Annotated in this window: 12 protein-coding genes; 7 read left to right on the top strand and 5 right to left on the bottom strand. The window is 64.3% G+C overall.

The window, feature by feature from the left end; all coding sequences use genetic code 11:
* Positions 1–25 precede the first annotated feature (25 nt).
* Positions 26–1,264, top strand: a complete 1,239-nt coding sequence (locus tag PAQ31011_RS12000; protein ID WP_150576057.1) for an MFS transporter — start codon at positions 26–28, stop codon at positions 1,262–1,264.
* Between the two features lie 72 nt (positions 1,265–1,336).
* Here PAQ31011_RS12000 and PAQ31011_RS11995 read toward each other — a convergent pair whose 3' ends face one another.
* The gene (locus PAQ31011_RS11995; RefSeq protein WP_150576056.1) at positions 1,337–2,197 is read right to left on the bottom strand and encodes an arylamine N-acetyltransferase family protein; all 861 of its coding nucleotides are present in this window, start codon (positions 2,195–2,197) and stop codon (positions 1,337–1,339) included.
* Between the two features lie 15 nt (positions 2,198–2,212).
* The gene (locus tag PAQ31011_RS11990) at positions 2,213–2,749 is read right to left on the bottom strand and encodes a glyoxalase superfamily protein (RefSeq protein WP_150576055.1); all 537 of its coding nucleotides are present in this window, start codon (positions 2,747–2,749) and stop codon (positions 2,213–2,215) included.
* A gap of 332 nt (positions 2,750–3,081) precedes the next feature.
* Here PAQ31011_RS11990 and zapE point away from each other — a divergent pair, with 332 nt between their 5' ends.
* Positions 3,082–4,137, top strand: a complete 1,056-nt coding sequence (gene zapE / locus PAQ31011_RS11985; protein ID WP_150576054.1) for a cell division protein ZapE — start codon at positions 3,082–3,084, stop codon at positions 4,135–4,137.
* A gap of 24 nt (positions 4,138–4,161) precedes the next feature.
* Here zapE and PAQ31011_RS11980 read toward each other — a convergent pair whose 3' ends face one another.
* Complete coding sequence (locus PAQ31011_RS11980) at positions 4,162–5,055, bottom strand: LysR family transcriptional regulator (protein WP_217424860.1); 894 nt, start codon at positions 5,053–5,055, stop codon at positions 4,162–4,164.
* A gap of 120 nt (positions 5,056–5,175) precedes the next feature.
* On the opposite strand from PAQ31011_RS11980, the gene PAQ31011_RS11975 reads away from it, so the two are divergent.
* Positions 5,176–5,952 (top strand): NAD(P)H-dependent oxidoreductase, encoded by a 777-nt coding sequence (locus PAQ31011_RS11975; RefSeq protein WP_150576052.1) that lies wholly within the window; start codon positions 5,176–5,178, stop codon positions 5,950–5,952.
* A gap of 118 nt (positions 5,953–6,070) precedes the next feature.
* Positions 6,071–6,697, top strand: coding sequence for a LysE family translocator (locus PAQ31011_RS11970; RefSeq protein WP_150576051.1), 627 nt, complete (start codon positions 6,071–6,073; stop codon positions 6,695–6,697).
* 92 nt (positions 6,698–6,789) lie between these two features.
* On the opposite strand, the gene aceE is transcribed toward PAQ31011_RS11970, so the two are convergent.
* Positions 6,790–9,474, bottom strand: coding sequence for a pyruvate dehydrogenase (acetyl-transferring), homodimeric type (gene aceE, locus PAQ31011_RS11965; protein ID WP_150576050.1), 2,685 nt, complete (start codon positions 9,472–9,474; stop codon positions 6,790–6,792).
* 171 nt (positions 9,475–9,645) lie between these two features.
* Between aceE and PAQ31011_RS11960 the strand changes: the two genes are divergently transcribed.
* Entirely contained in the window at positions 9,646–10,107 is a 462-nt protein-coding gene (locus tag PAQ31011_RS11960; RefSeq protein ID WP_150576049.1) for a MarR family winged helix-turn-helix transcriptional regulator, read from the top strand.
* A 17-nt stretch (positions 10,108–10,124) separates the two neighbouring features.
* On the opposite strand, the gene PAQ31011_RS11955 is transcribed toward PAQ31011_RS11960, so the two are convergent.
* Complete coding sequence (locus PAQ31011_RS11955) at positions 10,125–11,351, bottom strand: transketolase-like TK C-terminal-containing protein (RefSeq protein ID WP_150576048.1); 1,227 nt, start codon at positions 11,349–11,351, stop codon at positions 10,125–10,127.
* Between the two features lie 102 nt (positions 11,352–11,453).
* Between PAQ31011_RS11955 and PAQ31011_RS11950 the strand changes: the two genes are divergently transcribed.
* Positions 11,454–12,122 carry a glutathione S-transferase family protein gene (locus tag PAQ31011_RS11950; RefSeq protein ID WP_150576047.1) on the top strand — a complete coding sequence of 223 codons (669 nt, stop codon included), beginning with the start codon at positions 11,454–11,456 and terminating at the stop codon, positions 12,120–12,122.
* A gap of 13 nt (positions 12,123–12,135) precedes the next feature.
* A complete protein-coding gene (locus tag PAQ31011_RS11945) occupies positions 12,136–12,462 on the top strand; it encodes a DMT family transporter (protein WP_150576432.1) in 327 nt (108 codons plus the stop codon).
* The last annotated feature ends 3 nt before the right edge of the window (positions 12,463–12,465 follow it).

The following is a 12,465-nucleotide window of genomic DNA, read 5'->3' as shown; positions in this document are numbered from 1 at the left end:
TACTGAATTATTGGAGCCTCACGTAATGAGTTCCGCTCAGATTTCGAACACGCCCGACGCGAGCCGTGCCACGCCCCGGCCGCAGCCGGAGCTATCCGCACGACTGATTCTGTTGCTAGCCACGGGCACAGGCCTGACGGTCGCCTCGCTGTACTACGCGCAACCGATGCTCGGCATCATGACCGACGACATCCACGCGGCCAACACGACCGTGGGCTGGGTGCCGACGCTCACTCAACTCGGTTACGCCCTTGGGATTCTGCTGCTCGTGCCGATGGGCGACATCATCGACCGCCGCCGCATCGTGCTCGTCAAGGGCGCGATCCTGACGCTCGCGTTGCTGCTGGCGGCCTTTGCGCCGGGCATCGGCACCTTGCTCGTCGCGAGTCTCGCCATCGGTCTGACGGCGACGATGGCGCAAGACATCGTGCCGGCAGCGGCCACCCTCGCCCCCGAATCGATCCGGGGACGCGTTGTCGGCACCGTCATGACCGGCCTGCTGCTGGGGATTTTGCTCTCTCGTGTGGTGTCGGGCTTCGTCGCGCAGAATTTCGGATGGCGGGCGATGTATGTGGTCGCGGCCATCAGCGTGGCGGGCTTTGGTGTGGTGGCGTGGCGCAGCCTGCCGTCGTTCCATCCGACGACGCAGATGTCCTATCGTCAACTGATCGGTTCGGTGGCGAGCCTGTGGCGTCGTCATCCGGCGCTGCGCCGTGCGGCCTTCGCACAGGGCCTGCTCTCGGTCGGCTTCAGCGCGTTCTGGTCGACGCTGGCCGTGATGCTGCACGAAGCGCCGTTCCATCTGGGCGCGGCCGCCGCAGGTGCGTTCGGTCTGGCGGGTGCTGCCGGTGCACTCGGTGCGCCGATTGCCGGTCGTATCGCGGACAAGAAGGGGCCGCAGATCGTAACGCGTCTGGGCGCGGGTCTGGTGGCCGTCTCGTTCGCGGCGATGCTGTTCGCTCCGCTGCTCAGCCCGCATGCGCAACTGTGGCTGATCGGTCTGGGTGCCATTGGCTTCGATCTCGGTGTGCAGGTCGCGCTGATCTCGCATCAGACCATCGTGTACGGAATCGAGCCTGCCGCGCGCAGCCGTCTGAACGCCGTGCTGTTCGTCTGCGTGTTCATCGGCATGTCGCTCGGCTCGGTGCTTGGCTCGCAGGCGCTGGCGCACTGGGGCTGGACGGGCGTCGCATCGGTCGCCATGCTCTCCGCACTCGGCGCACTGGCTGTGCGGATGTGGCCGGGCACGACGTCGGCACATTGATGCAAGACTGAAAGAAGAAGGGCCTTGCAGACGGTCGGTCTGCAAGGCCCTTTCTCGTTGCGCTTTCGATGTTCAGCGCACGACCGTTTGGGCGGCACCCGCGAGCGCTCGCGCGAATAACTCGTCGGTATCGACGTCGGCCAGATTGAGACCGAAACGTCCGGCCAGCACGTCAACGAGTTGCGACGCCGAATCGATCTTCGTCTCGGCGATCACGTCCCCCTTCGAACCCCGCTCGACAAGCTTGGTATCGAGCAACGCGAGACGTCCCTGCGGCAACACGCGGCACGCCATGAGGTGATTGGTGAAGATCGAGTCCGGCGCGCTCGACGTGTACCAGTTCCCGAGCTTGTAATCGATCCACTCGGCGGGACGCGGCGCGAAGCGATACGTCGGCAGCCATGTCTGCGCCGATTTCACGCTCAGCCGATATTCGCCGACGGTATGACCGTCGCTCATCGGCACCGGCGTCAGATTGAAGATTTCCAGCGGCGTGGCCTGCTCGCCCGACGCATTCAGACGCAACGGCGCGGTCAGCGTGACCGAGCCGAAGCCCACATCCGCCAGCCACGATTCGCCGTCGAGTTCGATGCGCAACAGCATGTGCGTGAGCGGCGCTTCCACTTCGAAGGTGCGGCCCCAGCAGACGCGTCCGATCAGCGGCGTGACGTCGAACCCGAGATACTTGAGCGCGCTGGCAAACAGCGCATTCTGCTCGAAGCAGTAACCGCCGCGCTCACCGTCGACCAGCTTGGCGACGACCGACGGCAGGTCGACGTTCACCGCCTTGCCGCGCATCGGGTCGATGTTCTCGAAGGGAATCGCAAGCGGATGCAGCGAATGCACCGCGCGCAGCACGTCGAGCGTGGCTTCGCGGGGGCCGGTATAACCGATGCGCTGGAAATAGCGCGCAGGATCGAAATCTTGGGACATACCGGCCTTCCTCTGTCAGTCGTTCGATTCGCAGAAGCGAATGCGGTTATTGAACGGGTCCGTCACCGTCATCTGCTTACCCCAGTCGAGGGCTTCGATGCCGGGATTCATATTGGGATAACGCTTGCCCGACAAATCGCGCTGATAGGCTTCGACACCGCGCATGAAGACGAACGTCGTCGCCCCAGGGCTGGCATCGCCGAAGTGGCCTGAGAGGTGCAGTGTCATGCCCGCACGCGAGACCTGGCAGTACAGCGGCAGACCGTCGGCGAAGCGGTGTTCCCAATCGATCTTGAAGCCGAGAAAGTCGACGTAGAATTCGCGCGCTTTCGCTTCGTCGAAGATCCGGTGAATCGGGGCGACGGTGTCGAACACGATGCCATCGCTCACCGCCGCGGCGGCGACTTTGGCGGCGAGCACGTTCCAGTCCGCAAAGCCGAACTGCGCGGCGACGGATTCGAGTGCCTGTGCGTGGGAGATGTCGATGCCCTCGCGCGCGAGACGTTCGCGCAGGGACTTGGCCATGATTTTGGCGTCGAGATAGGTTCGCATGTTGGCCATCCTTGATAGCGTTCAATGGCGACGCATTCGATCAGTGCTCGCGTTGCTGATGCGCGTCGCCCGGAGAACGGGACGGACATGCGATACCTGCGATGCTTTCACCAACCCCGGTTCGGGTGCGAGCGGCAGGCAGCATCGGCCGTGCGGCAATTCTAGCAGCAATCGCAGGCCCCCGAAGACCACCGCCGGGGCGATGCCGAAATGCGATGGCAGCGCACGGAATTCCGTATTGGCCTGCCATGCGGCGCGCCGGTATAGTGGCGCTCGTCGGCCGAGCGCATGATCCCCATGCGTCGGCCTCAGCCTTCCGGAGTCCTGCGTCCATGATCGACGCCGCGCGTATCACGCAAGCGCTGGCCGAGCGCCACATCACCCCCGACCTTCGTCAACGCGACGCCATCGCCATGCTCGCGAGCCTCTCGCCACCGGGCGCGTCCCGTGGGGCGGCGACGCATGACGGCGTCTATTGCTACGGCCTGCCCGGACGCGGCAAGAGCCTTGTTGTCGATGCCGCCTTCGCTGTCGCCGATGGCGAGAAACGACGTGTGCACTTTCACGAGTTCCTGCGCGACATCCATCGTCAGCTCGTGCGTGAGCCGAAGTGCGACGACCGGCTCGCTGCGGTCGCAAACCGCTGGCTCGACGGCGTCGAATTGCTGTGCTTCGACGAATTCCACGTCCACGACATTGCCGACGCCTTCCTCATCGGACGCTTTCTCGACATCGCGCTCGCACGCGGCGTTCGATGGGTGCTGACGTCGAACTACGCGCCCGCGCAGTTGTTGCCCGATCCCGAGTTTCACGAGCGTTTCGAGCCGACCATCGCCGTGATTCTTCAACGCTTCGCCATCGTGCACTTCGATGGCGCGACCGATTACCGGATGGGGGGCGACGCGGCGTCGATGCCCCGCTGGCTTGCGCCGTTGGACACCGCGCATGGCGTGCTGCCCGCGTGTTACGAAGCGCTGGAGGGCAGTCCGGCCGGCGCACCGTCAGACGTTACGGTCGCCGGACGCGCCCTCGCGGTGCGCAGCGCGGGCGAGCGCGTGGTGTGGGCCGACTTCGAGGCGCTGTGCGTGGCCCACCGCTCGCACCTGGACTACCTCAGTCTTGCCGAACAGTGGCAAGCGCTGATCGTCGACGAACTGCACGTCGAGCAGTTGCGCCGCCCCGATACGCTGCAACGCTTTCTCTGGCTCGTCGACATTTGCTACGACCGTCAGCGAACGTTGCTGATCGCGTCCGACGCACCGCTGATCCCCGCGCTCGACGCGCTAAGCGACTGGCGCGACCTGTCGCGCACGATCAGCCGACTGGCGGAGATGGGATCGCGGGACTACGAGCGACGCACGCTCACGTCGATTAAGCCCACTCGCTGAACGTCACGTCGCATCGCCTGCCGGTTAGACGACGCTGGCGATGGTTTCCCGCAGCCAGCGATGCGCCGGGTCGCGGTGCACCCGCTCATGCCAGTACATCGAGATCTCGAAGCCGGGCAGATCGATGGGCGGGGCCATAAGTTGCAGCGCGGGATCGTCGCGCACGAGGCGCTCCGGGGCCATCGCGACGAGATCGGTGCCCGCGAGCGCTGCGCGCAGGAACAGGAAGTGCGGCACGGAGAAGACCACGCGTCGCGACATGCCCATCGCGGCGAGCGCGTCGTCGGTGCTCGCGTGAAAGCCACCGCCGTCCTGCGAGACGATGCTGTGATCGAGTTCGCAGAACTGCGTGAGCGTCGGGCGACGCTTCAACTTCGGATGCCCCCGACGTCCCACCAGCACATAGCGCTCGGTGAAGAGCGCCTTGCGACGCAAGCCCTCCGGCGCGTTCTCCGTCGTGTGAAAGACCACGTCGATGCTCCCCTGCTCCGCCTGACGCGACAGCCGCGAGGGGACCAGATCGTAGACTGCCAGCCGCGTCTTCGGTGCTTCCTCCCGCAGTCTTTGCATGAGCGGCAGAACAATCGTCGATTCGGTGTAATCGGTCGCGGTGATGCGCCACGTCAGATCGGCATTCGCCGGTTCGAACGGTGCCGCCGGCGCGACAGCCCGCGTGAGCGATTCGAGCGCTTCGCGCAACGGCTCGCGCAGCGACTCCGCCCGCGCGGTCGGTCGCATGCCGCGCGGCCCCGGCAGCAGCAGCGGATCGTCCAGCGCCTCGCGCAGTTTCGCGAGATGCACGCTCACCGCTGGTTGGGAGATATGCAAACGCTCAGCCGCGCGCGTAACGTTCAGCTCGGCCAACAGCACGTCGAGCGTGACGAGCAGATTCAGATCGATTCGTCTCAAATTAATCATCGTTATACCTGCCATATCAGGAATTCATTTCCAATATACCTCGTGCGTCTCTAAGCTGCATTCATCCCCATCCAGTCAAGCGATGGCATCGAATACGCCGCAAGGCCACGGAGTCTGAAAATGAATGTCCTGATCGTCTACGCCCACCCCCAACCGCGCTCGCTCAACGGTGCGCTGCGCGACTTCGCCGTGCAGCATCTGGAAGCGGCGGGGCATCACGTGCAAGTCTCGGATCTGTACGCGATGCAATGGAAGACCACCATCGACGAGCACGACGCGCCGCAACGCGATCCGGCTGAACCGTTCCACGCGTCGCTCGACTCGAAGCAGGCGTTCGTCGACGGCACGCAAAGCGTCGACATCGCCCGCGAGCAGGAAAAGCTTCGCTGGGCCGACACGGTGATCTTCCAGTTCCCGTTGTGGTGGTTCTCCATGCCCGCGATCATGAAGGGCTGGTTCGACCGCGTGTATGCGTATGGCTTCGCCTATGGCGTGGGTGAGCATTCGAACGCGCATTGGGGCGACCGCTACGGCGAAGGGTCGCTGTCGGGCAAGCGCGCCATGCTCGTGGTGACGACCGGCGGCTGGGACTCGCATTACAGCGCGCGCGGTATTAACGGCCCTATCGACGACGTTCTGTTCCCGATTCAGCACGGCATGCTGTTCTATCCCGGCTTCGACGTGTTGCCGCCGTTCGTGACGTTTCGCTCGTCGCGGGTCGATGCCGAGGCGTTCGCCACGATTACGCACGATCTCGGCAAGCGTCTCGACACACTCGCGACGACCGCGCCGATCCCCTATCGTCGCCAGAACCACGGCGACTACGAAATTCCTGCGCTCACGCTCCGCGACGATATTGCGACGGACAGAACGGGATACGCCGCGCACATTGCCTGACGGGCACGTTGCGACGCTACTGCACACGGGCGGTAAGCGGGCGGCTGTCACGGCCCGCTTGCCGCGCGCAAGGCGATCTGCAAGACTGGCGTCTCCGCTCCGTTACTGGTACTGCGCCATGCAACTCTCCACGCTTGCGATATATGCCACCGCCGCGCTGATCGGCGGCCTGATTCCCGGTCCGACGACACTGCTCGCCCTTGCCAACGGCATCTCGGGCAACTGGCGTGTGGTACTCGTGGGGATGTGCGGTGCGGCGCTGTCCGACCTGCTGGTCGTAGCCGCTGTGGGTGCGGGGCTCGGTGCGGTGCTCATGGCGTCGGCGACGCTCTTCGCCACCGTCAAATGGGTCGGCGTGGCGTATCTCGTGTGGCTCGCGATTCAACTCTGGCGCAGCCATCCGCAAGACCTGAGTCAGGTGCGGATCAAGTCCGATCTGAGTGCCGGTCGCGTCTTCCTGCGCAGCTTCGGCGTCGGGCTGACCAATCCCAAGATTCTGCTGTTCTTCTCGGCGTTCCTGCCGCAGTTCGTGGATACGTCGATGCCGCTTGCACCGCAATACGCTGTGCTTGCCGTGGTCTCCGCCGGTGTCGACATTCTGGTGATGACGCTTTACGCGACCGGCGGCGTGCAGGCCGCGCGTCTGATGACGGCACGCGGTCTCAAGCGGCTGAACCGCGTTTGCGCCGTTGTCATGTTCTCGCTCGCGGGCGGTCTGGCGTTGTATCGCAAAACCGGCAACTGACGGCCAAACGTTCAGGTGAAGCGCGACACGCCCCCGCACCGCGCTTCACCTTCCCGCTTCTAGCTCGCTCCTAGCCTCTCTCTACTACCCCATCAAACCGTTGCCGGGTCCAGCTTCTCCGGATCGATACCGTACTTGCGAATCGCCTCGGCAACGCGCTCGCGCGGCACTCGACCTTCGTCCGCCAGCGCACCGAGCGCCGCCAGCACGATGAAGTGACGATCCACCTCGAAGTACGTGCGCAACGATTCACGCGTATCCGAGCAGCCGAAGCCATCGGTGCCGAGCGTGACGAAACGACGGTCACGCACGAACGGACGAATCTGATCGCCGACGATCTTCATGTAATCCGTTGCGACCACGACCGGCCCCTTGCGATCTGCAAGACATTGCTGGACGTACGGCACGCGCGGCGTCTGTTCCGGATGCAGCAGATTCCAGCGCTCGACGGCCAGCCCGTCACGACGCACTTCCGTCAGGCTCGTCGCACTCCAGAGATCGCTCTGCACGCCGAAGTCGTCGCGCAGCAATTCGCTCGCCGCCATGACCTCACGCAGGATCGCGCCGCTGCCCATCAGTTGCACGCGCGGTGCATCGGCCTTCGCCTCGCCCTCATCACCTTTACGTAGCAGGTACAAGCCCTTGAGAATGCCAGCCTCCGCGCCTTCGGGCATGGCCGGGTGCGCGTAGTTCTCGTTAAGCAGCGTGACGTAGTAGTAGACGTCCTGATCGTCGACGTACATGCGCTTCATACCGTCTTGCAGAATCACGGCGAGCTCAAACTGGAACGTGGGGTCGTACGCCACACAGTTCGGGATGACGGATGCAAGCACGTGACTGTGACCGTCATCGTGTTGCAGCCCTTCGCCCATGAGCGTCGTGCGCCCGGACGTCGCACCGAGCATGAAGCCGCGCGTACGGGCGTCGCCCGCCGCCCAGGCGAGGTCGCCCACGCGTTGCAATCCGAACATCGAATAGAAGATGTAGAACGGGATCGTGGCAAAGTCGTGCGTGCTGTACGACGTGCCCGCCGCGATCCACGACGCCATCGCGCCCGACTCGTTGATGCCTTCTTGCAGGATCTGGCCGTCGAGCGCTTCCTTGTAGTAGCTGAGCTGCCCGGCGTCCTGCGGCGTGTAGCGCTGGCCTTGGAACGAGTGAATGCCGATCTGGCGGAACAGCGGCTCCATACCGAACGTGCGCGATTCGTCGGGCACGATGGGAATCACGCGCTTGCCGATTTCCTTGTCCTTGAGCAACGCGGTGAGAATGCGAACGAACGCCATCGTCGTCGACATCTCGCGCTCGCCTGAATCCTTGAGTTGCGCGGCGAAGGTGCTGAGCGGCGGAATCGCGAGCGGTGCACGCAAGCCGAAGCGCGCGGGCTGGTGACCGCCCATCGCCGCACGGCGCGCCGCAAAGTAGCGACCTTCGGGACTATCGGGATCGGGCCGCAGGTAGGGCATCTCGGCCAGTTGCTCGTCGCTCACCGGCAGATCGAACCGGTCGCGGAAAGCGCGCACTGCGTCGGCGCTCATCTTCTTCAACTGGTGGTTGACGTTCTGCCCCTCGCCCGCTTCACCCATGCCGAAGCCCTTCACCGTCTTGGCGAGGATGACGGTCGGACGCCCCTGCGTCTTCATTGCCTGCGCGTAGGCGGCGTGGACCTTCAGGGCGTCGTGACCGCCGCGTGCGAGTTGCCAGATCTCGTCGTCGCTCAGATGTGCGACCATCGCCAGCAACTCGGGCGACGTGCCGAAGAAGTGCTCGCGCACATACGCGCCGTTCTGCGATTTGAACGTCTGATAATCGCCATCGACGCACGCCATCATCCGCTCGCGCAGCAGGCCGTGGACGTCGTTTTCCAGCAGCGCGTCCCAGCCGCTGCCCCACACCACTTTGATGACGTTCCACCCCGCCGCGCGGAACGTGCCTTCCAGCTCCTGAATGACCTTGCCGTTGCCGCGCACGGGGCCGTCGAGCCGTTGCAGATTGCAGTTCACGACGAAGACGAGATTGTCGAGACGCTCGCGTCCGCCCAGCGAAATCGCGGCGAGCGATTCCGGCTGATCCATCTCGCCGTCGCCGAGGAACGCCCAGACCTTGCGGCCCTGGTGCTGCTTCAGTCCACGGTATTCGAGATAGCGCATGAAGCGCGCCTGATACGCAGCGGTGATCGGACCGAGCCCCATCGACACCGTCGGGAACTGCCAGAAGTCCGGCATCAGACGCGGATGCGGGTACGACGAGATGCCGCTGCGCCCCGCTTCGCGACGGTAGTTGTCTAGCTGTGCCTGCGTAATGCGGCCTTCGACATAAGCGCGTGCGTAGATGCCCGGCGCGGAATGCCCCTGCACGTAGATCATGTCGCCGTCGAACGTGTCGGTGCGGCCACGGAAGAAGTGATCGAAGCCGACGTCGTACAGCACCGCCGCCGACTGATACGTCGCGATGTGCCCGCCCACGTTCGAATGCTTGCCCGCGCGCAGGACCATCACCATCGCGTTCCAGCGGATAAAGGCGTTCAGGCGTCGCTCGATGGCGAGGTCGCCCGGATAGGCGGGCTGGCGCGACGTGGGGATCGTGTTGACGTAGTCGGTCGTCACCCGGGTATGGAAGTCGCCGTGCTGCGCGAAGTCCCATGCGGCAAGACGGTCGATCAGGAAGTGGGCGCGCGAGCGGCCTTCAACGGTGGTGACGCCTTCGAGCGCGTCGAGCCATTCGCGCGTTTCCTGGATATCGGTGTCGGCACCCGCCGCCACTGGCAATTGGGTCATGAGATGTCTCCTTGAGATCACGAACCACACGAGGGATCGCGATGGGGGTTCGCGATAGCGATTACGACAGCAACAAGCGCAGCATGGATTGCATTTGCAATCGTCATGCCGGCCATTCTAGCCATGTACAATTGCATCTGCAACTCACATGTAACATCGACAAGGACATTCATGAGCACGCCTGACCCCGATCTTTGGTTCTCCTTCGTGCGCGCGCACCGCACGATGATTCGCGAGATCGAGCGCCGTCTGGCGCAGGCCGACCTGCCCGCCTACGCCTGGTACGACACGCTGTGGGGACTGGAAAGCGGCCCGCAAGGCACGCGGCGCATGCACGAACTGGCCGACGTACTCGCCATCGAGCGCTACAACCTCACGCGCCTGATCGACCGTCTGGAGCAGGAAGGGCTCGTCACCCGCATGCGCGATCCGGACGACGGACGCGCCGCCTACGCGACCATCACCGACAAGGGGCGCACCCTTCGCAAGAAGATGTGGAAGGTCTACCAGTCCACCGTAGCGGAGTTGTTCCTCAGCCAGTTTCGCGAAAAGGACGTCGCGCCCGTGGCCGAAGCTCTGGATCGCGCAAGTACGGCAGCGAAGGTGTTTCTGTCCGAGACCAAGGCGCGATAGCGCATTCCTCCGCGACTTCAGACCACACCGTAACGACGCGTGGCGTCTGCGATGCGGGTGCGCGGCAACGTGCCCTCGTCCACCAGCAGACGCAGCGCGTTGAGTACGATCCATCGCACGCCGGGTGCGTCGCCCGTGCCTAAGCGCTCGCCGCTGTCGTCCGTTGCTGCCCCGATGTCGCTCTCAAGGAAATCGTCGCTGCCCAGCGCAGCGAAACGAGCGGGCACGAACGCACCGATCTGATTGGCGATGTGACGCGCATAACCGGTGACGGCGAGGACTGGCGCGCTGCGGCCGCCAAGACATTCCACAAGATGGGGGAGGTCAGGCGCTTGATCCGGGTGCAGCATCGCGACACGCTCCGCCTCTCCAGCCTCCCGTGCCAGACGCGTGTAACTCGGGCAGCTCCACACCTCGCACGCCACGCCCCAGTCGAGTTGCAGCCAGCGCGCGGCTTCCAGCACGTTCGCCAGCGCCCTGCCCGCGCCGCATAGCCTGACGACATATGGCGGATTCGTGTCGGGCAACGCGCGCAGACGATACATCCCCTTGAAAGCGTTGCGGGCATCACCGTGCGTCAGCGCGCGCGAATGCGCGAGCGGCACTTCATGCGCACTCATATAACAGAAACCCGATTCGCCCCGGACATACAACGCGTCGAGCGCCGCGCATAACAATGCCTTGAGCTCCTGCGCCGACGCTGGGTCGTACGGCAGCCATTCGGCCTGCGCCGCGAGCCACATCGGCAACTCCGGCCGAACGCGCTTGAACCGATCCGGCGACCAGATGGTGGCGTCATTGAGGAAAATGCCGCGCCGTGCCGCCCCGGCGTCCTCAGCATCCCTCAATCCCGCCGCTTCGATGCCGGCGCTCAGCACACCGCGCAACGTCGGTGAATGCAACAGGTAAAGCAGCGGACGTTCGCGTGCCGGCGCCGACCGGAACCACGTGACGATGGCGCTCGCGAGCGGCACGGGTTTGCTGCTTCGCTTTCGCTTTGCGTCGGGATCGCGTGACACCGCCGGCACGATTTCCGCGTCCGCGTCGACGATCCAGACCTTGTCGGACGTCTCGCCTTCCGAAAGCGCATTCGTCAGCGACGCGAGCGCACCGGACGGCGACACCGGCAGCTTCCCCGCGCTGCGCACCGCACGCAGCTTGCCGATGCAGGCGAGCGCCGCCTGCCGCGTGACCTCATCCGGTGCGTTCACCGCCGCACGGCCCCCGCTCCTCCATCCCCTCATGGCATTCCTCACATCTTGTGATTCGTCGTGGAAACACATACGATTGCAATTGCAATCATTGTATTTGCAATCGCAAATCAAGACAACGTCCTGAGGAATGCCATGAACGCCAAGAATTCCATCCATCCGCCGCTCACCTTCTACACCGCCGACACACCCAACGGCCTGAAGGTCAGTCTGTATCTGCACGAAGCCGATCTGGCCCATCGACAGGTGAACGTCGATCTCTCAGCGGGCGAGCAGAAGCAACCCGCGTTTCTGTCACTGAATCCGAACGGCAAGATTCCGGTCATCGTCGACCACGAGCGCGATCTGACGGTGTTCGAGTCGGGCGCGATCCTGACCTATCTCGCGACGAAGACCGGCGTGCTGCAACCGATGACGCAAGCGAAGGCGATTGCCATCAATCAATGGCTGCACTTTCAGATCGGTGGCATCGGCCCGATGCTGGGTCAGCTCTGGTGGTTCCTGCACGGCTCGAAGACGCGCAACACCGAGGCCATCGAGCGCTATCGCAAGGAGTCGCTGCGGCTGATCGGTGTGGTGGATATGAGGCTGGCCAGATCGGCCTACCTCGCGACGGATGAGTATTCGATTGCCGACATCGCCGCCTTCGCGTGGCTGCGCACGCACTACGAACTGGATCTCGACCTGACGCCGTACCCCGATGTGCGGCAATGGCTGACGGACATCGAGGCGCGTCCCGCCGTGCAAAGGGCGATTGCGGCCAATCGCGGTGCGTCCGAGACGCCTGAGGCGCAGGAGGCGTAACACCATGAACGCGATGGCCTGGATTTACCTGCTGCTTGCGGCGGCACTGGAAATCGCCATGGGGCTCGCGCTGAAGCTCAACCAGGGCTGGACGCGCGTGCTGCCGAGTGCGGTCGCCATTGCCGCCGCGCTCGCCAGCATCTACCTGCTGGCGCTGGCGTTGCGCGCGTTGCCCGTCGGCACGGCCTATGCCATCTGGACCGGCATCGGGACGGTTGGATTGGTGGCCGTCGGCATCTTCTGGTTTGGCGAGTCGTTGACGTGGAGCCGCGTCGGCTTTCTGACGCTGGCGATCATCGGCATCGCCGGATTGCGGTTTTCGGGGGGCGACGCCGCCTGATGC

Source organism: Pandoraea aquatica (genome assembly GCF_902459565.1).
Classification (GTDB): Bacteria; Pseudomonadota; Gammaproteobacteria; order Burkholderiales; family Burkholderiaceae; genus Pandoraea; species Pandoraea aquatica.
The sequence above is the reverse complement of the archived record's forward strand: the minus strand, read 5'-3'. Positions and strand labels throughout refer to the sequence as shown.

Bases quoted from the DNA above. Each gene is read 5' to 3' on its own strand.
- PAQ31011_RS12000 (WP_150576057.1), top strand. From the start codon at position 26: ATGAGTTCCGCTCAGATTTCGAACACGCCCGACGCGAGCCGTGCCACG.
- PAQ31011_RS11995 (WP_150576056.1), bottom strand. From the start codon at position 2,197: ATGTCCCAAGATTTCGATCCTGCGCGCTATTTCCAGCGCATCGGTTAT.
- PAQ31011_RS11990 (WP_150576055.1), bottom strand. From the start codon at position 2,749: ATGCGAACCTATCTCGACGCCAAAATCATGGCCAAGTCCCTGCGCGAA.
- zapE (WP_150576054.1), top strand. From the start codon at position 3,082: ATGATCGACGCCGCGCGTATCACGCAAGCGCTGGCCGAGCGCCACATC.
- PAQ31011_RS11980 (WP_217424860.1), bottom strand. From the start codon at position 5,055: ATGATTAATTTGAGACGAATCGATCTGAATCTGCTCGTCACGCTCGAC.
- PAQ31011_RS11975 (WP_150576052.1), top strand. From the start codon at position 5,176: ATGAATGTCCTGATCGTCTACGCCCACCCCCAACCGCGCTCGCTCAAC.
- PAQ31011_RS11970 (WP_150576051.1), top strand. From the start codon at position 6,071: ATGCAACTCTCCACGCTTGCGATATATGCCACCGCCGCGCTGATCGGC.
- aceE (WP_150576050.1), bottom strand. From the start codon at position 9,474: ATGACCCAATTGCCAGTGGCGGCGGGTGCCGACACCGATATCCAGGAA.
- PAQ31011_RS11960 (WP_150576049.1), top strand. From the start codon at position 9,646: ATGAGCACGCCTGACCCCGATCTTTGGTTCTCCTTCGTGCGCGCGCAC.
- PAQ31011_RS11955 (WP_150576048.1), bottom strand. From the start codon at position 11,351: ATGAGGGGATGGAGGAGCGGGGGCCGTGCGGCGGTGAACGCACCGGAT.
- PAQ31011_RS11950 (WP_150576047.1), top strand. From the start codon at position 11,454: ATGAACGCCAAGAATTCCATCCATCCGCCGCTCACCTTCTACACCGCC.
- PAQ31011_RS11945 (WP_150576432.1), top strand. From the start codon at position 12,136: ATGGCCTGGATTTACCTGCTGCTTGCGGCGGCACTGGAAATCGCCATG.